The sequence below is a fragment of the Deltaproteobacteria bacterium genome (assembly GCA_016178705.1).
Lineage (GTDB): Bacteria > Desulfobacterota > Binatia > HRBIN30 > JACQVA1 > JACOST01.
Window position 1 is genome coordinate 753,589 of the sequence record JACOST010000014.1, and the last position, 23,727, is coordinate 777,315.

22 protein-coding genes are annotated in these 23,727 nt (G+C 63.4%); 17 read left to right on the plus strand and 5 right to left on the minus strand.

Features of this window, described 5'->3' with window-relative positions:
• Positions 1-206: 206 nt before the first annotated feature.
• From HYR72_11480 to HYR72_11550, 15 genes are all read left to right on the plus strand, one after another.
• Positions 207-1,397 carry a tetratricopeptide repeat protein gene (locus HYR72_11480; protein MBI1815592.1) on the plus strand — a complete coding sequence of 397 codons (1,191 nt, stop codon included), beginning with the start codon at positions 207-209 and terminating at the stop codon, positions 1,395-1,397.
• 62 nt (positions 1,398-1,459) lie between these two features.
• Positions 1,460-2,146 (plus strand): DNA-3-methyladenine glycosylase, encoded by a 687-nt coding sequence (locus HYR72_11485; protein MBI1815593.1) that lies wholly within the window; start codon positions 1,460-1,462, stop codon positions 2,144-2,146.
• 54 nt (positions 2,147-2,200) lie between these two features.
• Positions 2,201-3,013 (plus strand): CbbQ/NirQ/NorQ/GpvN family protein, encoded by an 813-nt coding sequence (locus HYR72_11490; protein ID MBI1815594.1) that lies wholly within the window; start codon positions 2,201-2,203, stop codon positions 3,011-3,013.
• Between the two features lie 107 nt (positions 3,014-3,120).
• Positions 3,121-6,315 carry a VWA domain-containing protein gene (locus tag HYR72_11495; protein ID MBI1815595.1) on the plus strand — a complete coding sequence of 1,065 codons (3,195 nt, stop codon included), beginning with the start codon at positions 3,121-3,123 and terminating at the stop codon, positions 6,313-6,315.
• Positions 6,316-6,432: 117 nt separating this feature from the next.
• Positions 6,433-7,596: a thiolase family protein gene (locus HYR72_11500; GenBank protein ID MBI1815596.1), complete on the plus strand. Its 1,164-nt coding sequence runs from the start codon at positions 6,433-6,435 to the stop codon at positions 7,594-7,596.
• 3 nt (positions 7,597-7,599) lie between these two features.
• Entirely contained in the window at positions 7,600-8,019 is a 420-nt protein-coding gene (locus HYR72_11505; protein ID MBI1815597.1) for a Zn-ribbon domain-containing OB-fold protein, read from the plus strand.
• A 627-nt stretch (positions 8,020-8,646) separates the two neighbouring features.
• The gene (locus HYR72_11510) at positions 8,647-9,945 is read left to right on the plus strand and encodes a DUF1566 domain-containing protein (protein MBI1815598.1); all 1,299 of its coding nucleotides are present in this window, start codon (positions 8,647-8,649) and stop codon (positions 9,943-9,945) included.
• 1 nt (position 9,946) lies between these two features.
• Complete coding sequence (locus HYR72_11515; GenBank protein ID MBI1815599.1) at positions 9,947-11,548, plus strand: hypothetical protein; 1,602 nt, start codon at positions 9,947-9,949, stop codon at positions 11,546-11,548.
• A gap of 71 nt (positions 11,549-11,619) precedes the next feature.
• Entirely contained in the window at positions 11,620-12,492 is an 873-nt protein-coding gene (locus HYR72_11520) for a thioesterase family protein (protein MBI1815600.1), read from the plus strand.
• Positions 12,493-12,585: 93 nt separating this feature from the next.
• Positions 12,586-12,834, plus strand: a complete 249-nt coding sequence (locus HYR72_11525; protein MBI1815601.1) for a type II toxin-antitoxin system prevent-host-death family antitoxin — start codon at positions 12,586-12,588, stop codon at positions 12,832-12,834.
• Entirely contained in the window at positions 12,831-13,199 is a 369-nt protein-coding gene (locus tag HYR72_11530) for a type II toxin-antitoxin system VapC family toxin (GenBank protein ID MBI1815602.1), read from the plus strand. Before HYR72_11525 ends, HYR72_11530 begins: the two co-directional genes overlap by 4 nt.
• A 163-nt stretch (positions 13,200-13,362) precedes the next feature.
• Complete coding sequence (locus HYR72_11535) at positions 13,363-13,761, plus strand: PPOX class F420-dependent oxidoreductase (GenBank protein ID MBI1815603.1); 399 nt, start codon at positions 13,363-13,365, stop codon at positions 13,759-13,761.
• Positions 13,762-13,944: 183 nt separating this feature from the next.
• The gene (locus HYR72_11540; GenBank protein ID MBI1815604.1) at positions 13,945-14,370 is read left to right on the plus strand and encodes an OsmC family protein; all 426 of its coding nucleotides are present in this window, start codon (positions 13,945-13,947) and stop codon (positions 14,368-14,370) included.
• 609 nt (positions 14,371-14,979) lie between these two features.
• Entirely contained in the window at positions 14,980-16,317 is a 1,338-nt protein-coding gene (locus HYR72_11545) for an AAA family ATPase (protein ID MBI1815605.1), read from the plus strand.
• 77 nt (positions 16,318-16,394) lie between these two features.
• Positions 16,395-17,171: a DUF4435 domain-containing protein gene (locus tag HYR72_11550; protein MBI1815606.1), complete on the plus strand. Its 777-nt coding sequence runs from the start codon at positions 16,395-16,397 to the stop codon at positions 17,169-17,171.
• Between the two features lie 210 nt (positions 17,172-17,381).
• On the opposite strand, the gene HYR72_11555 is transcribed toward HYR72_11550, so the two are convergent.
• The 5 genes from HYR72_11555 to HYR72_11575 all read right to left on the minus strand — a co-directional run bounded on the left by HYR72_11555 (position 17,382) and on the right by HYR72_11575 (position 20,765).
• The gene (locus tag HYR72_11555; protein ID MBI1815607.1) at positions 17,382-18,479 is read right to left on the minus strand and encodes an AlkZ family DNA glycosylase; all 1,098 of its coding nucleotides are present in this window, start codon (positions 18,477-18,479) and stop codon (positions 17,382-17,384) included.
• 358 nt (positions 18,480-18,837) lie between these two features.
• Positions 18,838-19,203 carry a helix-turn-helix transcriptional regulator gene (locus HYR72_11560; GenBank protein ID MBI1815608.1) on the minus strand — a complete coding sequence of 122 codons (366 nt, stop codon included), beginning with the start codon at positions 19,201-19,203 and terminating at the stop codon, positions 18,838-18,840.
• A 26-nt stretch (positions 19,204-19,229) separates the two neighbouring features.
• Positions 19,230-19,652 (minus strand): GxxExxY protein, encoded by a 423-nt coding sequence (locus HYR72_11565; GenBank protein ID MBI1815609.1) that lies wholly within the window; start codon positions 19,650-19,652, stop codon positions 19,230-19,232.
• 41 nt (positions 19,653-19,693) lie between these two features.
• A complete protein-coding gene (locus tag HYR72_11570) occupies positions 19,694-20,125 on the minus strand; it encodes a biopolymer transporter ExbD (GenBank protein MBI1815610.1) in 432 nt (143 codons plus the stop codon).
• Positions 20,106-20,765 (minus strand): MotA/TolQ/ExbB proton channel family protein, encoded by a 660-nt coding sequence (locus HYR72_11575; protein MBI1815611.1) that lies wholly within the window; start codon positions 20,763-20,765, stop codon positions 20,106-20,108. Before HYR72_11575 ends, HYR72_11570 begins: the two co-directional genes overlap by 20 nt.
• A 164-nt stretch (positions 20,766-20,929) precedes the next feature.
• On the opposite strand from HYR72_11575, the gene rmuC reads away from it, so the two are divergent.
• Positions 20,930-22,330: a DNA recombination protein RmuC gene (rmuC, locus tag HYR72_11580; GenBank protein MBI1815612.1), complete on the plus strand. Its 1,401-nt coding sequence runs from the start codon at positions 20,930-20,932 to the stop codon at positions 22,328-22,330.
• A gap of 287 nt (positions 22,331-22,617) precedes the next feature.
• Positions 22,618-23,688: a phosphotransferase gene (locus tag HYR72_11585; protein ID MBI1815613.1), complete on the plus strand. Its 1,071-nt coding sequence runs from the start codon at positions 22,618-22,620 to the stop codon at positions 23,686-23,688.
• Positions 23,689-23,727 lie beyond the last annotated feature (39 nt).

The following is a 23,727-nucleotide window of genomic DNA, read 5'->3' on the forward strand; positions in this document are numbered from 1 at the left end:
ACCTATTCCTCCTCCGCGCAACGCGCGCGGATTATTCCTGAAATCGCCGCGCAAGAGAAGGCGGCGGGCTACTGTTGACACGCCGCATCCCGCTGTTGGCTCCCTCGGCGATTGTTGCTACGGTCACGCCCCGATGATTCGCTCCCTACCGACGCTGGCGCCGTTCAGGCTATTCAACACGTCCGCGAGACAATGAGGGTCCGCTAGTGGCTGACGCACGCTTTTGCGTCCAGTGCGGCGCCAAACTGGTTGCCGAAGCGAACTTCTGCGTCGAGTGCGGTACGAAAGTGCCCGGTGCGAAGCGCGCACCTGGTACTACCTTCACGCTCGGACGCTACGCGCCGATCGTGGTAGTGGGTTCCGTGCTCTTGATCGCCGGTGGCGCGGTATCGATCGGGTTGTTGAACCCGAAGGCGCCACCCTCCGTACCGCCGCATGAGTCCTCCGCTACGGCCCCAGGGGCACCGGCGGCCGCTGGCGGCGCCGCACCGAATGTTGGCGGCAGTATGGGCGGCACGATGCCCGAGGGCCATCCGCCGGTGCAGATCCCTGACGATGTCAAGCAAACCATTCGTGACATGGCCAAGGCCGCCGAGGCGCAGCCGGACAACGTTGCAATGTGGAAACAGTTAGCCGAGGTCCAGTACCGCGCTGGACAAGTCGACTCGAGCTATCTTCCCGAGGCGCAGTTGTCGTTCCAACATGTCCTCGACAAAGAGCCAGACAACACCGACGCGCTCCGCGATCTCGGCAACATCGCGTTCGATCGCGAACAGCCCGAGAAGGCGATCGAGTACTATCGACGCTACTTGACGGTGAAACCCGACGATCAGATGGTGCAGACCGATCTCGCTACGATGCAATTGGCGGCCGGCAAGACCGATGAAGCGATCGCGAGCTACCAAAAGATCCTCACCGCCGACCCCAAGTTTTTCCAAGCCCAATTCAACCTTGGCCTCGCGTATCATCGCGCCGGGCGATCGGCCGAAGCGGTCGCGGCGTTACAGAAAGCGCGCGAGCTTGCCAGCGACGATCGCGCGCGCAAACAGGTCGAGCAGGTCCTCGCCCGCATGTCCGGTTCAGGCGGCGCACCTGCGCCCGGCGGTGGCGCTGAAGCAGCGGACACCCTGCGAGCCGGCATCGAAAAATTCTTCCGCACGCATCAAATCATCGCGGCGAAACTCGATCGCTTCGATTGGGACGGCGATCGCTCGGTGCGAGTGATGCTGCACGACTTCCCGATGACCGCGATGCCCGACTTCGTCCGCAAACAACTCGGCGATCGCATTCGGGGCCAGATCAAAGAACAGAAGACCGCGCACAACGTGAGCGAGCCCGTGCAAGTCCTACTCGTCGACAGTGCCAGCGGCGAAACGATGGAGACGATTAGCGAGTGAGATCGTGAGTGGTGAATCGTGAGGCGTGAATCGTGAATGGTGGGTAGGTTCTTGGGAGTCAGATGTCAGCCTCCGACCACTCACGCATCACGACTCACCGATCACGATTTACGCTTCCCCAGTCACGACTCACGCCTCACGATTCACGACTCACGCGCCGGTTCTTCGCCCGTGACGCCGTCACAGTAGCCAAGGCGTTGCTCGGCGCCATCCTCGTGCATGAAACATCCGACGGGCTGACCAGCGGGCGCATCGTTGAAGTCGAAGCGTACCGCGGCCCAGAAGATCGCGCCGCACACTCGTATGGCGGTCGGCGCACGCCACGCAACGAGGTGATGTACGGGCCGGCGGGCCACGCCTACGTCTACTTCGTCTACGGCATGCACTACTGCTGCAACGTAGTGGCCGCGGCGGTCGATGTACCGGAGGCGATTCTGATCCGTGCGCTCGAACCCGTCGACGGCGTCGACCTCATGCGCGCCCGTCGTGGTTGTGATGAGCGCACGCCTGTCGCGGCGCTGGCGCGCGGCCCTGCCAACCTCTGCCGCGCAATGGGCATCGATCGCGCCGCAAACGGCGCGGATCTGCTCGCTGGTCCGCTGCGCGTCGTGCGCGGTCGGCGGGTTCCGCCCGCCCGCATTGCGGCCGCGCCGCGCGTCGGCATCGACTATGCCGGCCCCCATGCGCGCCGGTTGTGGCGCTTCTACGACGACGCCAGCGATGCCGTGTCGGCGCGGCCGCGGCGTTGAATTGCTTTACCGTCTGCCCACCCCTAGAATCCCGGCACCTTTGAAGGAGTCTGCGTGAGCGATACCCCTTACTATCTTCCGGTCGGCGATGAAGTCGCCATCTTCTCCGCTGCCTATGCGTGTCGCTTGCCGGTGCTGCTCAAAGGCCCCACGGGTTGCGGCAAGACGCGCTTCGTCGAGCACATGGCGCACACGCTGCGCGGGAGCACCGCCAACGGAGCGAGCGAGGCCGTCGGCGATCTCATCACCGTCGCCTGTCACGAAGACCTCACCGGCAGCGATCTCGTCGGCCGCTACCTCATCAAGGGTGACGAAACGGTGTGGATCGACGGCCCCCTCACGCAAGCGGTGAAGTTCGGCACCATCTGCTACCTCGACGAGATCGTCGAGGCGCGCAAGGACACTATCGTGCTCATTCACCCACTTACGGATCATCGCCGCATTCTGCCGATCGACAAGAAGGGCGAGATCATCGCGGCCCATCCCGACTTCCTGCTCGTGATCTCCTACAACCCGGGCTACCAGAGCGTGCTCAAGGATCTCAAGCACTCTACCCGCCAACGCTTCGTGACCATCGATTTCGATTACCCGCCGCGCGACAAGGAGGCGCAGATCATCGCGCACGAGAGCGGCCTGGCGATCGAAAAGGCGATGGAGTTGGCGAAGCTGGGCGAGAAGGTGCGCCACCTCAAAGCGACCGGGCTGGAAGAAGGGGTCAGCACGCGCCTGCTGATTTACGCCGCGCAACTCATCCGCAAAGGAGTCTCGCCGCGCCGCGCCTGCGGTGTCGCTGTGAGCAAGTCGCTCACCGACGATCAGGAAAGCCAACGCGCCATCGAAGAGCTCGCCGCAGCGATCTTTGCGTGAGGCGGCCCTACGGTCCGCCAGCGAAAAGTTGAAAGTGTAAAGCGCACAGATCGTCTGATGCCTGTCCGGCCTTCAACTTTCAGCTTGCAGCTTTGAGCTGCGTCCAGATGCGCCAGCTCTGGTACGAGACCCATCTGCTCGACGATCCCGCGGGCAAAGTCGCGCGGCAACGCGCGGTCGCGCTCGGCCCTGCGGTGCACGACGAGCTGCTCGCCATCGGTGATCGGCTCGCGCACGAGTCGGCCACGCTTGCGCAGCGGTTCTACCTCCACGCGGCCGACGCGCACCGCGCTTTCGGCGACGACTTTACGCGCTGGGTGGCGCTCGGCGAAGGCCTCGCCACCTGTGAACCGATGGTGCGCGAAGGTGCGGTGGCCTACTTCGATTTGGCTGTGCTCGACGCGGTGGCACTCGGGCTCGGCGCGCTCGAACGCTGGATTCGGGTGGGCGGAACGATCGCGGCCGTGTCACGCAAGTTGGCGGCAATATTTTTCGAGACGACGGCGCCGCTGCTGGGGCGAATCGATTTGGCGAAGCTCGATGCCTGGGCGGCGATTGCGGTGCGGTTGCACACCCAACACGGCTGGCACGGAGAGTTTCTCGCACAAGCCTATCTGCGCGCGGCCGAGTGGGCGTTGCCGGTGTTCAACGCGGAGCAATACTCGCTGTGGGCCGGCCTCGGCGCGACGTTGCGCCGAGTGGTGAAGGAAGCGGAGTTCTTCGCCGAACTCCCCGCCGGCGTGCGCCGGTGGTCCGACGCCGACCGCTCCGCCTGGCTGCGTTGCTCTCTCAGTCTGGCGGTCGATGCGCCGAAGACAGCCAGCGTGTTCTATCGTAACCTGCCGCGGACGTTGCGACGCGTGCCGGCCGCCAACCGCAGTCAGCTGCTCGCGGCGCTGCAGACGGCGTGCCGCGCAATCGCCGGCTCGATCGAAGAGTTGCTGCCGGTGTTGGGCGCGGTGGTCCTCGATGTGCCGGCGAGCGATCGCGCGCGCGCCCTCGCGTTGGCGCAACGGGTGGCGGATGTCTTCCCACGCGCAACCGCCGCGCTCTTGCGCAGCCTGCCGAAGGCGTACGAGGAAACCAACGCCGACGGCGTCGCCAAGTGGGTCGAACGCGGGCTAACGATTGCCGGCGAAAACGGCGACGCTGGGCTGGCGTACTTCGCCCTCGAATCGCGCACGAGTCTGAAGTTGCTGCGCGCCGACTCCACCGGCGTTGCGTTGGAAGAGGTGCAGGGCGTCTTGCGCAAACTGGTCCAGATGCTGAGCGGCGAGCCGGCCAGCCTGCGGACCGTCGACACCGGTTTCTCGCTACGCCCGCCGCTGGAGGAATTTCCCGCCGAGAATGAAGTGGCGCTGCCGCTGCGCATCGATCGCTTGTCGACCCACGAAGACAACACGCGCCTCTATCGAGTGGTCGCGGCCGGCCTGGCCGGACGCCGCGAGTTCGGCAGCTACGATGTCGTTCCCGATGCGTCGAATCCCGATGTCGACCTGGCCGCGTATCTGCAGCACGACGATCGCCCATCGTTGCTCGAAGAGTTGTTCTTGGTGGCGGATGGCTATCGCGTCGCGCGCCGCGTGATGGTGGAGTATCCCGGCTTGGCGGCGGAGATCCGCTGGGCGAGCGTGCGCATGCTCGATGTGTGGAGCAACCCGAGCGCGCCGCCGCCCGACGGGACGGTGATTCTTGATGCGACGCTGGCGCTGGCGCTGAGTGAATCGACCGACGCGGTGCCGCCCGAGTGGCTGCACAACGTCGCGTCGGTGGTGCTGCCGTGCCTCGCACCGCTCGGCGCCCCCGGCGCCACCGCCACTGATGCGCTCCGGGTAGCCGAGGCGCTGACCGCGCAATTGCTCGATCCCACCGCGCCGCGGCGCTTGCGACAAGACCAATTCGAGTTCGGTGGATTGCTGCTCGACAAGCTGACGGGCGAAACCATTCTCGATCCGTACGACGATGACGACACGCCGCTGCCCGCAGATGCGGCGGCGCCGCGCGTTCCGACGGCCGCGATGCCGGAAGCCGACGCCACGTTGCCCGAGGACATGCGCTTCCAACTCGACCACTCGCCCGACGACATGCCGGCGGGCGCACAGCCGCTCTCGCTCGACGAGTTGCGGCGGCTGCTCGAACAAGGCGCGGATCTCAAGATCAAGCAGGGCACCGGCGAAGACACCGACGGCATTGGGCTCTACATTACCGACCTGATGGGCAAGATTCCTTCGGCGCAACTCGACGAACTGCGCCGCCTACTCGCGGATCCCGAGCGCGGCAAGGGCAGCGTGCGCCGCTGGCTGGAGGATCGCGCGGCGGGTCCGAGTTTCCTCTACGACGAGTGGGACTACCACATTAGCGACTACCGAGCGCGCTGGTGTCGCTTACGCGAGCTGAGTCCGGAGAGCGACGGCGGCGAGTTCTTCAACGAGACCCTCAGCGAGTACGCCGCGATGATCCCTGGGATTCGCCAGCAGTTCCAGAAAATCCGTCCCGAGATGTATCGCGTCGTGCGCGGTCTCGAAGACGGCGAGGATTTCGATCTCAACGCTGTGGTCAGCGCGCGCGTTGAGGTCAAGGCGCGCCGCTCGCCATCGAGCAAGCTTTACGTCGCGCGCAAGCGCGAGGAGCGCGATGTGGCGACGTTGTTCCTGCTCGATATGAGCGCGTCGACCGACGAGCCGCTCGAGCAGGCGCCGAAGATCTACCCGCCTGACGACGACGATGGGAAAAGCGCCGTGCGCGGCCGCACGCCTCAACCGCCGATGCGCCGCATCATCGATGTCACCAAGGAAGCGCTGGTGATCATGGCCCAGGCGCTCGAAGAAATCGGCGACGCTTACGCCGTCTATGGCTTCTCCGGCCAGGGGCGCGACAACGTCGAGTTCTATCTGGTGAAGTCGTTTTCGGAGAACCTCAACTCTGCGGTGAAAGGGCGCATCGGCGGCATCGAGCCCAAGCGCAGCACGCGTATGGGCACCGCGCTGCGCCACGCGACCGAGAAGATGAACGCGATCAACTCGCGTTCGAAGCATCTCATTCTTCTCAGCGACGGCTTTCCGCAAGACTTCGACTACGGCCAAGATCGCCGCAGCAATGTCTACGGGATTCGCGACACCACCGTCGCGTTGCGCGAGACCGAGGCCGCCGGCATCACGCCCTTCTGCATCACCGTCGATCGCGGCGGGCACGACTACCTGCGCCAGATGTGCGATGAGTCGCGCTATCTCGTGCTCGAAGACATCGCCACCTTGCCGCGTGAGTTACCGAAGATCTATCAGCGCGTCGTGCGCGCCGGGTGACGTCGTGACTCGTGATTCGTGGCTCGTGCTCGTGACTCGAATCGACGATGCGTATGCATCTCTCACCAAGGTGCTTCTTCCTTCACACGAACCACGAACACGAGTCACGACATCACGATCATGAGTCTGCGGGGCAAAGCTGCAGCCATCGGCATCGCTGAAATGCGGCCGGTCAAGGATATGGGCGGGCTGACGCCGCTGGCGATCATGGCGCGCATGGCGCGTGCGGCGATCGACGACGCCGGCCTGGAGCCGCGTGATATCGGCGGGCTGCTGTGTGGTGTCCCGGTGGGCGACACCGGCATGATCTATCCCGGCTCGGTGGTCGAGTATCTCGGGTTGTCGGTGCGCTACCTCGACGTGGTCGACATTGGCGGCGCTAGCAGCGCCGGCATGATGTGGCGCGCCGCGGCGGCGATCGATGCCGGCATGTGCCACACCGTGCTGTGCGTGGCCGGCGACACGTTTGGACGCGTGCCGGGATCGCATTGGCCGGCGATCTCGCTGACGCGCGAGTTCGAAGCGCCCTACGGTCCGGCCGCCGCCAACACCGGCTATGCGCTGATCGCGCAGCGGCACATGTTCGAGTACGGCACCACGCCGGAGCAGCTCGCCAAGATTGCCGTCGATCAACGCACCAACGCGCTCAAGAATCCCAACGCGTTGTTCGGAGTGACGCCCATTACCGTCGACGACGTGCTGCGCTCGCCGTTGATCGTCGATCCGCTCCACCTCTTGGAAATCGTCAAGCCCTGTACCGGCGGCGCGGCGTACATCATGACCGGCAAGGAGCGAGCGTTGCGCGCCCCGCACCCACCGGTGTGGCTGCTCGGCGCCGGGGAGCACTGCCGCCACTCCAACATCACCTACTCGCGCGACATCACAACCTCGCCGATCAGCGTCAGCGCGCCGGCCGCTTTTGCAATGGCGGGGCTGACGCCGCGCGACATGCACTTCGTGCAACCGTACGACTGCTACACCATCACCGTCTGCATCACGTTGGAAGATGCCGGCTTCTGTCAGAAGGGTCAGGGCGGTCGATTCGTCGCCGAGCACGATCTGACTTACGCCGGCGACCTGCCGTGCAACACCCACGGTGGACAGTTGTCGTTCGGACAACCGGGGCTCGCCGGCGGCATGACCCACGTGATCGAAGGCATCCGCCAACTCATGGGCCGCGGCGGTGAACGTCAAGTCCGCGATGCGCAGCTCGGCTTCGTCAATGGCAACGGCGGCATCATGAGTGAGCAGTGCTCGTTGGTGCTGAGTCGTGAGGCGTGAGTCGTGAATCGTGAGAAAACAGAATACGTGAGGCCACTGCCCACGCCGTCGCCGGATTCGCGGCCATTCTGGGACGCGGCGAGGCGCCACGAGCTACAATTGCCGCGCTGCCGTGACTGCGACCAATTCTTCTTCTACCCGCGGCACCTCTGTCCGCAGTGTTTGGGTTCCAATCTCGAATGGCAACGAGTGTCGGGCAAGGGCACAGTGTATTCGTTCACGGTCGTGCGGCGGCCGCCCAACAAGCTATTCGCCGATGTGCCCTACGTGCTCGCGATCGTCGAACTTGCCGAAGGTCCGCGCTTGACAACCAACATCGTCGGCTGTGCACCCGAAGCAGTCCGCTGTGGCGCGCCGGTCACCGTCGTCTTCGAAGACGTCACGCCCGAGGTGACGTTGGTCAAATTCCGGCCGGAACCCTGATCGCAGACGCCAGCAGGCGTCCTATAGGTCGTAGCCTTCCCAGAGATCCTTCGTCGGTTCCGGGGGCAACTCTTGCCCACAGTGAAGACAGGTGGTCGTCTCGGCTGTAACCGACTCCGTGCAGTGCGGGCACTTCCTGGTTGCTTCCTGCTGAATCGCGACACCTTCCGAGATGTTCTGTGGCCAAGCCAACGGCTTACTGGGACCTGTGCTCTTGCGCATTCTACACCTCGATCCGGAAGACTGCTTTGAAGGTACCGTATGGCGCCACGGATTCAAGCCCAATTTTTTTGGGTCGGAGACTGACTCCCGAGGGGAGCTGGACCGATCAAGGACTCGCTTTGGCAGGCCCAACGCCCCGAACACGTTGAGCACCGTGTCGGGCGTCGATAATTTGTAGGTGCAGCCACTTTCTGTCCAATTCGACGCACCCAACCGCACGGCTGGTGGCGAAGAAGCATCGCTGCGTGCGGACAGCTCCCTCAGACTCGTGGTTTGTAATGAGGCATGGATCATGCTGACCAATGATCCTGCGGAAGACTGACCGCGCCCGTGTCGCCGGCTGTGCGACGGGGCCGGTACGTCACGAGTTGAGTGTGGGGAGCTCACATTTTGGGGAAAAGAACGATGGCGACGTCAAAGATCCGATCCGAGAAAGAGGTCCTTGATGGGCTGCTGAATGGACTGATGGATGAGGAAGGGAATCCGACGGAGTGCCAGAAGTGCGACAAGCCCGTCGTGGCTCACAGCCGCTTTTGCGAGGATCATCAAGAACAAGCCGTACTCCGGGTCAAGAAGAAGCGCGGTATCAAACGCATTGATCTCATCCTGGTTCTCATCCTCGTCCTCGGCGTGTGGGGGTATCCGAAGATCAAAGGCAATCTCATGGGCTCGGTGGCCGACTACCTCGAGCGCGAGGATGACGGCAATCAAGAGCCGAGTTTTTTGGACAAGATCAATGCGTTCATGTCGCGACATACCCCAGAAGAAGTCAAACACGACCGGGACACCAAGCGGGTCGCGGCGTCGATTCGCAAGGCGATGGTGGGTGGCGTTCTCGGTGGGATTGGTGGCACGGCACCAGCCGCCGCTGACGGGGGACAGCACCAAGCCGAGACGAATGGCGAACCGCCCTCGATCGACGAAGTTGTTGACCGCGTCCAGGCGATGACCGGCCGTGAACACATGGGGCTAGACAGTGTGCAACTGGCGAGCGCCCAGCCATTGAAGGGCAAGGGCGGTGCCGCGCTCGACAAGAGCGATGCGGCACGCGCGCCGAGTTCCAGCGCGGGACCCCCGGTCGCCAATTGCGGCAACGGCGTGGTCGAGACGGGAGAGGAGTGCGACGGCCAAGCGCTCGGCGGTGCGACCTGTAGCAGCCTCGGTTTCAGCGGCGACTGTGGTCAGGAAGAGAGCTGCATTCATTCGGGTCTGACATGTCTCAGCAGTTGCACGCTCGACTACAGCGGCTGCACGGCCGAGAGCCAAGGCGCGCTGCAGCGCTTCGTCGACCACGGTAACGGAACCGCGAACGATCGCCTCACCGGTCTGATGTGGGAACTGAAGTGTGCCGAGACCGACTGCGCTGAGCGTCACAACGTCGTCGTCGCCCTCCCCTGGCAAGGCGCGGCGGCAGAATGGATCACTGCTCTCAATGAGCAGCACTACGCGGGTCACAACGACTGGCGCCTGCCAACTCTGGAAGAGCTGCGGACGCTGTTGATCGCGGTCCCGCCCTGCACAGCGGAGCCGTGTGCCACGGCGGCGTGGCCACGCAATCAGACCGCGTCGGCGGGGTACTGGTCCTCCACGACCTTCTCGGTCGACAAGACTCGGGCGTGGGCCGTGTCGTTCCGTGACGGCGACATCTACACGGCCGAGAAACGCGACACATTGCACGTGCGCGCCGTTCGACGAGGATCCTGAAGTGAACGTCGCGAAGCTCTCCGATCGCAGAGACGTCGCTCGGCGCCGGATCGGTTGGCGCGCACCGGGCGATCGGCGACTCGTGCGACTGATCGGCGTTGCCTCGCTGCTCTCGCTGGCCGCGTGCGGCAAACCCGAAGTCAGTGGGCGCGTCCTCCCGACCGAGTCGGAGCGCAGCGGGCTACCGTGGCAGCGCGTCGAAGTGCGGTTGGTTCGTGGCAAGCTGATGGAGCAACTGGCGAGCCTCGCCAGCGAGCACCGACAGGAGGCCGTCGCCGAAGCGCGACAACGCGTGCTCGAATCGGCCAAGACGGAACTCGGTGCGAAGGCGGAAGTCTTGCGACGGGCGCGCGCGGCGCTGACGGCAAACGGCATCGCCACCGCGGCAGCGGAGAATGACGCCGCGTCGCTGCGGATCTGTATGCCGCAGGCCGAGGCGCGTTTAGCGGCGGCGAAACCCGGCTACAACCTGATGCTGACCCAACTCGCGCCGCGCATCGCCGCCCTTGGGATTGCAACCGATACGGCGGCCCACACGATGGTGCAGTTGCACGCGTCGGTGCAGGCCAAGCTCGAAGTCGAGGCTCGGCAACTGCGCGACGAGTATCTGCGTACACAACTCGTGCAGAAGAGTGGGACAGTATTGGCAAACGGCTCGGGGATGGACCGCCTCTGCTGGAGCGCGGCGAACAAGCACGATGTCGCGGTCCGCTTTCAAGGCCCTACCGTGCTGTACAATGGACGACCGTTGCCGAGAGAGATCGCGGACGCGATCTGGGGTCTGCCCGCGAAAGACACGCCACTGCGCATCCCCAACAGTTCCGGCGGCGAACGCGACGTGCTCCTGCCGGGGGCGGAATTCGAAACCTGCTTTTACGCCCGCGGGGCTTCGCTGCCGGCAAAAACGATTGAGGCCTATGGGTTCGCCAATCAACGCGTGGCGTGCAGCGGGGAGTGGCACGTCCAGTGGGAGGATATCGTATTGGTGGGCGCACCGGCGGTGACCGCCGGAGATCAGCCGCCCGACACCAAATCGCGCACGACCGTGTTCGCCGATCGGCTGCAGCAGTTTGAATCGAACTCCGAAGAGGCCCGCCTGATCGAAGCGCTCACCAATTCGGACGGCGCGCGCGCGGTGAAGCAGGCCGAGGCCGGGCTCGTCGCGTGCCATCGCGCCATCGAAGCGGAGAAGGCGTATCAAGAAGTGGAACGCGTTGTTCAGGCGATTGAAGGAGACAAGAGCGACGAATTCGCCGTGGAGGTTCGCCTCCGACCCATCCTGCAACAGCTCGTCAGCGATCCCAGCTCACTCACGAAATGGACCGACCACGCGAACGCCTTCGTCGAAAGTAGTACGGCGGCACGGCAGGAGGCGACGCTCGGCCAACCGTTCCGGTTTGAAGCCGTGGAGCCGGGACAGTACACCTTGCTGGCGAAGCCGACCGATGAAAACGCGAAGCCGAAGCTGTGGCTGATACCCCTCGGCGTCGAGGGACGCGTCGCGCAAGATCTCGTCGCAGCGGCGGCGCGCGACATGACACTGCGCGAGACGTTCGAGAACGTCCTGCTCGGCCCGGGCGCATCGAAGCGTTCACCAACCTAAGCGAAACCCTACCCGCGTCGGCTCTTGAGCATCGGTCATCAACCGCGTACTGCTGTCCGGGTTGACGCACGATGGCCGACTTTCTCGCAGACACTTCCATTGAGATCATCCCGGGCGAGCCCGATCGCTATCGCGCCGAGCTGTCGCCGAAGTGGGCGGTGTGGGGTCCGAACGGCGGATACCTGGCCGCGATCGCACTGCGCGCGGCGATGGTGCGCAGTCGCGCCTCGCGCCCGGCCAGCTTTCATTGCCACTTTCTCGCAGTGGGCGAATTCGCGCCGGTTGATGTCCGCGTCGTGTCGGTCGGCGGCGGCAAGCGTGCCGAGTCGTTGCGCGTAGAGATCATGCAGCAAGAAAAATTGCTGCTGACCGCCACGGTGTGGATGGTGGACGACGGGCTGCGCGGATACACACACGACTTCGGCGCCGCGCCACAAGTCCCCGGTCCGAACGCATTGCGCAGCTACCAGAATCTCGCCGGAGAAGAGTATGATCAGTGGTACCCGATCTGGCGCAGCATGGAGGGGCGCCCGGTCCGTTGGCGCCAGCCGCCTGGGCAACCGGAGTCGCAGACCTGGTTGCGTTTCACCGAAACTCCGATTCCGGATCGTCAGGCCGACGCCCTGCGCCAACTCTTCTGGCTCGACTTCCCCGGTTGGAACGCCACCATCGCGGCGCACGAGTGGCCGTTTCCCTTTCTGACTCCGAACCTCGACCTGATGGTTCAATTTCACCGCTTCGCGCCGGACGAGACCTGGATGCTCGCTGACGGCGTCTGCCTGGTCGCGGAGGACGGACTGGTCGGCTGCGTCTCCCGTCTGTGGAGCGAGGACGGGAAGCTGCTGGCAACCGGCACGTCGAAACACATGAGCCGCCCCAACCCGCAGTACGAGCAGGAGCTGCAGCGCGCTCGCGAGATGGGGCTTATCCCGCCGAAGGAATGAAGGGACGAAGCTTGGGTGAGCGTGGGCGAGCTTGGGCGAGCTTGGGCGAGCTTGAGATTGACCAACTTGGTCATCCGGGCCACACTGCGGCAAATGAAGCAGATCAATGTGGCGCAAGCCAAGGCGCAACTCCCGGAACTCATCGAACGCGCGGCCAAGGGAGAAGTGATCGTGGTCGCGCGTGCCGGAAAGCCGCGCGCGAAGATCGTCGCTCTTGGGGCGAACGATCGCACGTTGCGCAAGCCCGGGAAGGGTAAGGGACGCTTTCGCCTGAAGAAGGGCTTTGACGAGCCGCTCCCAGAGGACGTCCTCCGCCTCTTCGAGGGGAGAACCCGCAAGTGAAGCTGCTGCTCGATACGCACACTCTGGTGTGGTGGGACTCGGGCGAGCTGCCGCGCCCGGTTTCGCGCCGGATCGAAAGTGCCGAGGTGGTCTTCGTGAGCGCAGTCGTGGCATGGGAGATCGCGATCAAGAGTAGCCTTGGGCGCATCGTCGCGAAGGCGCCCGTCGAAGCGGTGCTGGAGGACTATGGCTTTCTCGAGCTTGCGGTGTCGATTCGCCACGCCGATAAAGTCCGAACGCTCCCGCTGCACCACCGTGATCCATTTGATCGACTGCTTGTGGCGCAGGCGCTCGTCGAGGATCTGGTGATCGTGTCTGCCGATCGGCTCTTGCGAGAGTACAAGGCGCCCATCGTGTGGGACTGAAGAGTCGCTCCCTGCCCCACTCACAACGGCCGAGAGTGACACCCGCATCCCAGACGCGAGCGAAATAGACCCTTCTCAGGGCCGCGTCTTGCCTGGCGCAGATGCGGGGGTATGCTCCCTCCTGCACTCGACTGGATTTGGAACCGACAGCAAGGAGGTAATGATGGCTAAGACAATCCCCGCAGCGTTCTTGGATCTCACGAAGAAGAAGGCGCTCGCGCATCTGGCGACCGTGATGCCCGACGGTAGTCCGCAAGTCTCGCCGGTGTGGTTCGACTACGACGGGCGCCACATCCGTGTGAACTCGGCGCGCGACCGCGTGAAGGACAGGAACATGGAACGCGACCGCCGCGTCGCGCTCTCCGTCGTCGATCCGGACAACGCCTACCGCTGCGTGATGATTCGCGGCAAAGTGGTGGACATCACCGAGACCGGCGCCGACGCGCACATCGACGCGCTCGCCAAGACGTACCTCGACATGGACGCGTATCCATTTCGTCGTCCCGGCGAACACCGCGTCATCTACGTGATCGAACCGACTCAGGTGTCGGTGATGCCATAAAAGCCCATTGAAAAAGTTGGGCGCCCTTCGAGACGGCGCTTCGCGCCTCCTCAGGGTGAGCGGGAAAACGTTGTGGCAGAAGAGGAGAACCGCTCATGCTGAGGAGCGCCGACGGCGCGTCTCGAAGCATGCGAGGTTTTTCAACGGGCTGATAAAGATCGCGGCACTCTTCAGGAGGCATGCATGAAACGAAAAGCGTCTGCCGTCTGGAACGGCGCGCTCAAGGACGGCAAAGGCAACCTATCGACGGACAGCGGCGTGCTCTCCGCGACGCCGTACTCGTTCAGCACCCGATTCGAGAACGGCAAGGGAACCAATCCAGAGGAGCTGATTGCAGCGGCGCACGCGGGCTGTTTCACCATGGCGTTGTCGGCACAGCTTGGAAATGCCGGGCTCGTTCCCGATACGCTGCGCACCACGGCCATGTTGACGATGGAGAAGCTGGACGCAGGGTGGACGGTGACGGCCATTCACCTCGACGTGAGCGCGAAAGTCCCCGGCGCAACCCAAGCGGCATTCGACACCGCGGCCGGCGCCGCCAAGTCAGGCTGCCCGATCTCACGCTTGCTGAACGCGACCATCACGATGGCTGCCACGCTCGCACCGTAAAGGTGGCGCGGTGGGGCGAGCGAGCCGAGGGCGCGTTACCGTCGTGGTCGGTGCACCAGGGTTGCCTCTAACGTCAGTTCGCGGCCTCTTGGCGCGGCTCGGCCTGCAGGTGTGCGATCTTCCATTTGCGGCGGTGATCGAATCGGCAATCGAGCTGAGTTAGACGCGCGATTCTTTCGATCGCATCATCGTGAGGCGGGCGACGCTGGGCGACAGCGCCCTACTGACCAAGGACAGCGCCATTCGCCGCGACTACGGCAACGCCGTCTGGTGATCGGTCGAAGCAGAACAGTGGGGGTCGTGGTCACCGGGCGATTCACGAGGTGCACGGCATCGGGGGGGGTGAAGGTGGGGGTGCGGCCCTGACTGCCGCTGATCGCCTATGTCCAAACGGCGAACCACGTAACCTCTAGCACCGTTGCTCCGAGAGGGCTTCGCGATCGGCCTCCAAAAGACGCGAGCGGCCGGCGCGCCAAGATCGGAAGAGCGCGTTGCCTGGTGAGACTCTACTGAAAGCGCTACAAACGTCTACACCACAGTGGCGAACCTGGCCTGAAGGTATCCTTACGTTCAGTGAGTGGGTGTACGGTTCGAGAGAGGAGCAAAGAAATGAGACTAAAGACAGCATTGGTCGGGGGACTGTTCGACCGCTTCACATACGAAATTCCTCTCAAGCTCAACGAACGAATTACCATCATCCACGGCCCAAACGGGTTTGGGAAGACGATGATTCTTCGGATGATCGAAGGCTTCTTCAAAGCTTCGAATGCGGCGCTTCGGCGCCTGCCGTTTCGCGAACTCCATCTGGTGTTCGACAATGGTGAATCCGTGTCGGTCGTCCGCACGGTTACCAAGCCAACCGCGGGATCGGAGAGAGGGGGGGGCACCATTTGTTTTTCCCACCACGGCGGTGCAACGGATACAGACACCTTCACCCCAAGGCCCGACACGAGGCCGGAGCAACTACCCATCCCAATCGGGTCAATCGAGAACCTCATCGACGATCTCGATCAAGTTGGCCCACAGAGCTGGCGGCAGCGATCCACTGGCGAGATTCTCTCGCTGAACGATGTCCTCGCTGACTACAGCGAGCATCTTCCGATCGGCCCTCAGTCTCAAGAATCGGACACCCCAGGATGGCTCCGCGACATCAGGCTGGCTGTTCCAGTACGCTTCATAAACACCGAACGGCTGTACACCCCTTTGACCCGCAGAGAGTCACGTCACTTCCCGGTTCAATCTCGCGAGCCTGCGGTGCGTCGTTACGCGCAGCAACTCGGCGAGATCGTCAAGCAAACGCTCGCCGAGTACGGCACACTCTCACAATCCTTAGACCGTACATTCCCAGCACGTCTTGTCGCCGAACCGGAGCGTTCCGACGTAACCATGGAGTCGCTCCGTAGTCGACTGGCGGAGATTGAGGGGAAGCGTGCAAGGCTGGTAGAGGCTGGTCTCCTCGGTCGTGAGCCCGAGCAATGGGGCGGGCAATTCCTAGCGCAGGTTGACGAAACCAAACGGAGCGTTCTCTCAGTTTTCGCGCAAGACGCGGAACGGAAGCTCTGTGTTTTTGATAAGGTCCTTGCGAAGGTCGACCTCTTCAAGAAGATAATCAATGGTCGCTTCATTTACAAAGGGGTCACGGTAAATCAAAACGGCTTTCAGGTTGTCAATGCCAACGGAACACCGCTTGATCCTGGCGTGCTTTCATCGGGAGAGCAGCACGAACTCGTACTACTGTACGAGCTGTTGTTCCGCACGAGCGACAACACGCTGATTTTGATCGATGAGCCAGAACTCTCGCTACACATCGCCTGGCAAGAAGCCTTTCTAAACGATCTTGCGCAGATGGCTCAGCTCTCGAGATTTGACGCGATCATCGCCACGCATTCGCCCCAAGTCATAGGTGATCGCTGGGACCTGACGGTGGAGCTCAAGGGGCCGAAGTGACCCCGAGGCGATCTCCCGCGGTTATTGCGAACGAGGTCCGGCTACTTCGGACGCAATTTGCGGGAGCATTCGCCCTGGTGGAGGGCCGTGATGACCAGTTGCTCTTCCAGCAACTCACTGAACCCGATGCGTGTCAGATTCGTATAGCGGGAGATAAGGAAAAAGTCTGCGAGGCGATCAGCATCCTGGATGCCGACGGATTTGCAGGAGTCGTCGGAATCGTAGACGCAGATTTCGATTCGATCGATGGGGCAGCATCGAGGGACAATATCGTGCGAGGCGATACCCACGATATCGAGATGATGCTGATAGCGTCGGGCGCTCTCGATCGGTTGTTGGCGGAGTATGCAAGTCCAGCGAAACTTCAACACTTTGAGGATACTGTCGAGATGTCGGTGCGAACTGCTCTCAACAAACTCTCACTCCCGCTCGGGCATCTACGGTTGGAATCAAGGCGCAAGAAAATTGGGTTGCGTTTCGATGGTCTAGACATTCCAGCCTTTGTTGATCCGGACCTTCTCCAGGTTGACTATGCTCGGATGGTGCGAGAAGTGAAAAATCATTCGCAGCGACCAGAGTTGGACGGACCCGAGCTTGAGCGCGCCGTGCGCCGGTTAGAGGCGAACGGGTACGACCCTTTTGTTGTCTGCAACGGCCATGATGTCGTGGCCGTCTTGTCGTTTCTCTTGCGGAGAATCATTGGCTCTCAGCCTGCCGTCGCCATCACGCCAACTGCGCTTGAACGATCTCTGCGTCTGGCCTGCGACCGGCACGAGTTCGCGACGACGGCCCTTCATCAAGAGCTGCGCGATTGGGAGGCAAGAAATCAAGGGTTCAAACTACTGCCATACTAGGCCGGTCTCCAAAGCGGTTGACCGCGGTCGCAGCTTTGCCAAGCTCCAGGGTCAGCCCTTGAAAGTAGAATATTGCAACGGTCCCGGGTCACCGGCGAATGCCGCTGGAGTCTCGCCGCGACGCTTCCGTCAGGCAGCGAGAGGAGATCGCAAAATCTTCGGAGATTGGCTCGCCGCTTCTCGCTGCCCCCGCACGCTCTCTTCAATGCCTCAGACTCGATCGCTGCGCTTGGCGCGTCGCGGGCGCTTCACTCGGTCGGCGCCGCAGGCTTCGGCGTGCCGCTGTAGCGCCGCGTCGAGCGCCTGCTCGTCCAGCTCGTGATCTGGTTCGCGATAGAGGCGTTCGATCACCAGCGTGTTGTCCACGACGCGGCCTTCAACCCTTCCGACCAACTCGCCGCGGTGCAACAGGGGGCTGACGTAATATCCCCAGCGGCGCAACTTGGCCGGCTTGTAAACTTCCCACACGTACTCGAAGCCCCACAGTTGGCGCACCAGATCGCGGTCCCACAAGAGCGCGTCGAGCGGGCCGAGGATGCGCATGCGATCGTCGGGATCGATCGCTTTGCGATCACGGAAGCCGCGCGGGGCAAGATACTGTCGACTCGCGCCGTCGATCGTCACCGCTTCGATCGCGCCCTCGGCGATCAGCTCGTCCACCAACCCCGATGTCCGCGCCGCGCGGAGCATGGACCAGCACGCGCCGCCGCTGCGCGCCAATAGGCCGGTTGACTGCACGCGTTCGAGCAAGGCGAAGCGCTCGAAGGCGTGCTCGCACTGTAATCCGTGCACGTGCGCGAGCGCGCGGTCGGGGACATCGTAGAGCTTGCCGCGCGATCGGTCGCGGCCGCAGACGACGATGCGGCACTGCGTCCACAGGATTTCGAGCGCCATACTCGTCGCTTTCGCGGTGCCCTTCCAGCCGCTCCAGTTCACCGGCACGACGCGGCCATGATCTTCGAGTTCGGCGGCCGAGATCGGGCCGCGCGCGCGCACCTCGGCGAGTACCGCGCGGAGGATCTTCGGATCGACCTTGTGCGTCCGTTCCGCCAGTCGCCACCACGGCGTCTCGATCGCTTGATCGCGCCAGTACGGGAATGCGCGCGTCACGATCAGACAGCGCTCCTTCGCGAAGTGCTCGAACGCGTGACCGGGCAGGAGGTGTCGATAGACATCGCCACGCACGATACCGTCGACGCGAGCGAGCGCGACAAGATCAGCGTTCGTGCCCATCGGATCGAGCGGGTCGATCTGCACGCAACCGAGCCGATCGAGCATCGCCCGCACACCACGCGCGCCGCGTCCCATCACCCGCGCCAGTCCGAGATGGTTGACGAGGAGCCGCCGCGCGTCTTCCGCGCTGACCGTTGGTGCGGTCGCGCTCACGTTGGCCCTGATGTGACAAGAGCGGATTCACGGCAGAGCACGCCGAGAGCGCCGAGCCAGAGAGCGGGAGACCACGATGGGGCCAAACGAAAGTCCATTGCCAATGAGGTTTAGAAAACTACTCGAATACTATTGTGCCGACTCTCTCTCCGCGATCTCTGCGTTCTCGGCGGTGAAGCTTTGTCAGATCAAGGTTGGTCGGGGGTGCGGGCTATCGCATCGACGAGCAGCAGTCTACGCCAATGACGGTGCGGCCGACGCGTCGAGCCCAGTGGTGCCCCTACTCGCGCTTGGCGCGGTTCACCGCGCGAAACGCGCCGTAGATTTCGACGAGCATCTCGCGCTGGCGGTCGGTCAGATGTGGATCGCGGTTGATCTCGCGGACGGAATCGGATTCGTCGACACCGCGCGGATCGATGACTCCGGCTTGCAACTGGAGTGTTTCGGCCGACAGCCGTAACGCGGTGGCGATCGACTGCACGAGCGTGCGGCTGGGATTGCGCAAGCCTTCTTCGATCTCGCGCAACACGCCCGCCGACACGCCACTCATCTCCGCCATCTTGCGGAGCGAGATGTTTGCCAACTCGCGTTGGCGGCGGATGTAGTCGCCGATCGATGATGATGGAGAAGTTCGCTTCGTCGCCACCGACTGTTCCTACATGCCTAAGGATTCTACCGCCGAGAACGCGGAGCGCGCAGAGACGACTGATCCGAGTAGCCGAGAACAAGGCGGCGGAGCCCGTCCTTCAACACCTTCACATTGAAATTAATCAGCAATCCAACCGTGCAACCTGATAGTTTCAGGTATGAAAGAAGCTGTGCTTCGTGAACGGGGTCCAAATGATCGACCGCCTTGAGTTCGACAACGACAACCCCCTCCACCAGTAGGTCAATTCGATATCCGCAGTCGAGCTGAACATTCTTGTAGGTGACCGGCAAGGACTTTTGTCGCTCTACCGTCAATCCAGATCGCGTCAGCTCGAACACGAGGCAGGCTTCATAGGTGGACTCCAGCAGTCCAGGACCGAGTTCCGTATGAACATCGATCGCGGCTCCAATGATTCGCTCCGTCACCGTGTCCAGATTGGGTTGCATCTCGGCGGCCTCAGCGCTCTCGGCGGTAGAGTTCAGGCCCCTCATCGTTTCGTCGCTTGCGGTTCGGTGGCGATGGCGAGCTTCTCGGCGCCGGCTTCCTTCGCGATCGTCATGATCTGCACCGCGTCTTCGAGGATCACGGTACGGTCGCCTTGCAGGATGACGTGCTTCTCGGTGGCTTTTTCCAGCGCGGCTTGCAGCGCGGAGCGCAGGGCGTCGAGCGCGACGGTCTTGCCGTTCAACTCGATGCGATGATCCGCCGTGGCGGTGATGATGATACTTGCCGGCTCGCTGCCGCCGGTGCCGGCGCGGGGCAAGTTGACCTTCGTGCCTTGCTGCGTCAGCGCCGTGCTGGTCACCATGAAGATGATCAGCAGCACCAAAAAGATGTCGGTGAGCGGAGTGACGTTGATCTCCGCGACGATGTCGCCGCCGTCGCCGCCACCCTCGACATCAACGGGACTGAGCGACACGCGGGTGGCTCCCTTCGCGCGCCGCTGGCGCGGTGAGTTGCATCAGGAACTCGTCCGCCCACTCGCGCAGGACCGCGGCGTGATTGTTGATGCGAACGATGAACGCGTTGTAGGCGAAAATCGACAGCACGCCGACCAGCAAACCGCCGGCGGTGGCGATTAACGCCTCGGAAATTCCACCGGCCACGACTGCGAAACCGCCCGAACCTGCCGCCGCCATGTTTTCAAACGAACGAATGATGCCCAGCACGGTGCCGAACAAGCCGATGAACGGCGCCAAGCTGCCGATCGTGCCGAGCAGCCAGATGAAGCGCTTCAGGCCGCGCGCGGCTTCGGCGAGCTTGCGCTGGGCGATGCGGGTGCGCGCGTCAGCGTCCTTCTCGGTTCCGGTCAACACCGCGCGATACACCGCCGCGAGCGGCGAATCATCGCGGCGACACACCGCCAACGCGTCGGTCACACCGCCCTCGTCGAGGGCTTCCAGCGCTACGCGCTGCAACCGGCGCGAGCCCGCGGTGGTGCGCCGCAGCGACCACAAGCGCTCGACGATGACCGCGAGACTCACCACCGAACACACGAGCAACGGGTACATCACCACGCCGCCGTGTTCGATCAGTTCGAGGAATCCAGTCGGTGTCATAGTCAGGCGATTGCCGCGCACGGCGTCCGCACAGCAGGACGAACAATCATCGCGTGAGCTATAGCTGAGGCCTGTAGGCCGCGCAATTCAACGGTACGTCGGTGGCCCGCGGGCGTTCACACATGGCCTGCCCGGCGAGTTCCGTGTTATAGCTCGGCGCCGTTATGGATGTGATGTGGTTCCTCATAGGCGCGGTCGGCGGTGCGATTGCGATGTGGGCGATCGCGCGCGCGCGCGCGCAGGCCCAGATGGCGGCGCTCGCCGAGCGGCTGAACGCGCGCGAACGTGAGATCGAGGCGACGCAGACGCGCGCGTCCCAGACCGACGACGAGCTGCGGCAGGCGCGGGCACGCGTCACCGAACTCACCGCCAAGCACGCCGAATTGAACGCGACGCTGGACAGCGAGCGCCGCAACGCCAGCGAGCGGCTCGCTCAGATCGAGCAGCTGACGCAGCAACTCACCGACACTTTCAAGGCGCTCTCAAGCGACGCGCTGCGCAGCAACAATCAATCGTTCATCGAGCTCGCCAAGGCCACGTTGGAAAAGTTTCAGGGTGACGCGAAGAGCGATCTCGAACAACGCCAGAAGGCGGTCGAAACTCTGGTCATGCCGCTCAAGGAATCGCTGCAGAAGGTTGACGCGCAGATCCAGACCCTCGAACAAACGCGCCAGCATGCGTATGGCAGCTTGACGCAGCAGGTGCGGTCGCTGCTGGAGAGTCAAGAAAAGCTCCAAGCGGAGACCGGCAACTTGGTGAAGGCGCTGCGGTCGCCGACGGTACGCGGTCGCTGGGGTGAGATTCAGCTCAAGCGCGTGGTCGAGTTCGCCGGCATGATCGCGCACTGCGACTTTGTCGAACAGGAGACCGTGACGACGGAGGATGGCCGGCTGCGTCCCGATGTGGTGATCAAATTACCCGGCGGTAAGCAGATCGTGATCGACGCCAAGACGCCGCTGCAGGCCTACCTCGATGCGTTGGAAGCACCGGACGATGCGGCCCGTGTCGCCAAACTGAAGGACCACGCGCGGCAACTGCGCACGCATATGAGCCAGCTGGCTTCCAAGGCGTATTGGTCGCAGTTTCCGTCGACGCCTGAGTTTGTGGTGATGTTCTTGCCCGGCGAATCCTTCTTCAGCGCCGCGCTCGAACAAGATCCGTCGCTGATCGAGGAGGGCGTCACCAATCGCGTCGTGCTCGCCACCCCGACGACGCTGATCGCTCTGCTGCGCGCCGTTTCGTACGGATGGACGCAGGAGCAACTCGCCGCCAACGCGCAGCAGATCAGCGATCTGGGCAAGCAGCTCTATGAACGGATTGCGACGCTGGCCGGGCACTTCGACGATTTGCGCAAAGCGCTGCAACGCAGCGTCGAATCCTACAACAGCGCCGTCGGCTCGTTTGAGAGTCGTGTGCTCGTCGGCGCGCGGCGTTTCAAGGAGTTGGGCGCCAGTCCCGCGCAAGAGATCGACGCGCCGCGCACGATCGAGACCACCGCGCGCGCGTTGCAGGCGCCCGAGGAGCAAGTGACGCTGCCGCTGCCGTCGGTGGCGGACAAGGCGTAACGAGAAGCGGGCGCATGGCTGTGCGCCCGGAGGCGTGAACGTTGCGCCGGCTCGGAGCGCAGGCGCCCTTACACATGAGGTCTCGTCCAAGCCCGCGCGCTTCGAGACGGCCCCTGAGAAGATGGGTCCTCCTCAGCGTGAGCGGTAGAATAGATCGTAAACTCACAACCCAACCGCTCGCCCTGAGGAGCCGCCTTCTTCTGGCGGCGTCTCGAAGGGCGCCGGCCGGAAGTTTGTGTGCAAAGCCGGCGCAGGCTAAAGCCTGCGACTACTGAAGAGTGTCGCGCGTGCCTGACGAGCAAGCCATTCGCATACTTCTCATCGAGTGCTTCGGCGCCAACGCGGACGTGGAGGCGATCGTGCCGCTGGCGGGTGATGCGTCGACCCGGCGCTACGTGCGCGCGCGATTGCGCGGCGCCGGCGTGCCCGCGTCTGCCGTGGTGATGATCCTGGCTGACAGTGGCCAGTCGATCTCGTCCGACGAGTTGGCGGTGTTCAAAACGCCGCCGCACGAGCTGCCGTTCGTCACTGTGCATCGCCTGCTGGCCGCGCTGCGCGTGCGCGTGCCGGCGATCTATCTCGACGCCGGTCGGCGAGGGTTCCTCGTGCTCGAAGACGTTGGCGACATGGCGCTGTGGGACTTCATCCAAGACTTGCCGCCGGCGCAGATCGTCACCTGGTATCAGCGCGCGATCGATCAGTTGCTCACGATCGTGCTCGACGGTACGCGCCGGCGGGACGACGACCATGTCGCCTTCCAACAAGCCTTTGACGAGCGGCTGTTCAATTGGGAGTTCGAACACTTCATCGAGTACGCATTGGAGAAGCGTCTGCCGAACCCTGTTCCACCCGCGGAGCTAGGCGAGTTGCGCCGCCACTTTGGTGCGATCGCCGCTGACCTCGGCGCTGCGCCACGGTTTCTCGCGCATCGCGATTTTCACAGTTGGAATCTCTTCGTCCACGACGCCCGACTCTGGGTGATCGATTTTCAGGACGCGCTGCTCGCACCGGCGACCTACGACCTCGGCACACTGCTCGGCGATCGCGACACGCCGCTCAAGATCACGCCGGCGGTGGAGGACCAATTGCTCGACTACTACCACGGGCAATGGCAGGCGCGTGGCGGTCCCGCGTGGAGTCGCGACGCGCTGCGCGCGCAATACTTCGCCTGCGCGTTGCAGAAGGCGTTCAAAGTCGTCGGCCGCTTTCACTATCTCAACATGGTGAAAGGCAAGCCGGGCTACCTGCGCTACTTGCCATCGACGCTGCGGCAACTCCGCCGCCTCCTCGCCCGCGATCCCGCGCTGAGCAGCGTGCAGACCATTCTCGCACAACATTTCCCCGAGTTGCGCGACTGATCGGCGGCCGCACATGACCGCCCGATTCCGAAGCTGCCT

Bases quoted from the DNA above. Each gene is read 5' to 3' on its own strand.
- HYR72_11485 (MBI1815593.1), top strand. From the start codon at position 1,460: ATGTCAGCCTCCGACCACTCACGCATCACGACTCACCGATCACGATTT.
- HYR72_11495 (MBI1815595.1), top strand. From the start codon at position 3,121: ATGCGCCAGCTCTGGTACGAGACCCATCTGCTCGACGATCCCGCGGGC.
- HYR72_11510 (MBI1815598.1), top strand. From the start codon at position 8,647: ATGGCGACGTCAAAGATCCGATCCGAGAAAGAGGTCCTTGATGGGCTG.
- HYR72_11520 (MBI1815600.1), top strand. From the start codon at position 11,620: ATGGCCGACTTTCTCGCAGACACTTCCATTGAGATCATCCCGGGCGAG.
- HYR72_11525 (MBI1815601.1), top strand. From the start codon at position 12,586: ATGAAGCAGATCAATGTGGCGCAAGCCAAGGCGCAACTCCCGGAACTC.
- HYR72_11535 (MBI1815603.1), top strand. From the start codon at position 13,363: ATGGCTAAGACAATCCCCGCAGCGTTCTTGGATCTCACGAAGAAGAAG.
- HYR72_11540 (MBI1815604.1), top strand. From the start codon at position 13,945: ATGAAACGAAAAGCGTCTGCCGTCTGGAACGGCGCGCTCAAGGACGGC.
- HYR72_11545 (MBI1815605.1), top strand. From the start codon at position 14,980: ATGAGACTAAAGACAGCATTGGTCGGGGGACTGTTCGACCGCTTCACA.
- HYR72_11555 (MBI1815607.1), bottom strand. From the start codon at position 18,479: ATGGGACGCGGCGCGCGTGGTGTGCGGGCGATGCTCGATCGGCTCGGT.
- HYR72_11565 (MBI1815609.1), bottom strand. From the start codon at position 19,652: ATGCAACCCAATCTGGACACGGTGACGGAGCGAATCATTGGAGCCGCG.
- HYR72_11575 (MBI1815611.1), bottom strand. From the start codon at position 20,765: ATGACACCGACTGGATTCCTCGAACTGATCGAACACGGCGGCGTGGTG.
- rmuC (MBI1815612.1), top strand. From the start codon at position 20,930: ATGGATGTGATGTGGTTCCTCATAGGCGCGGTCGGCGGTGCGATTGCG.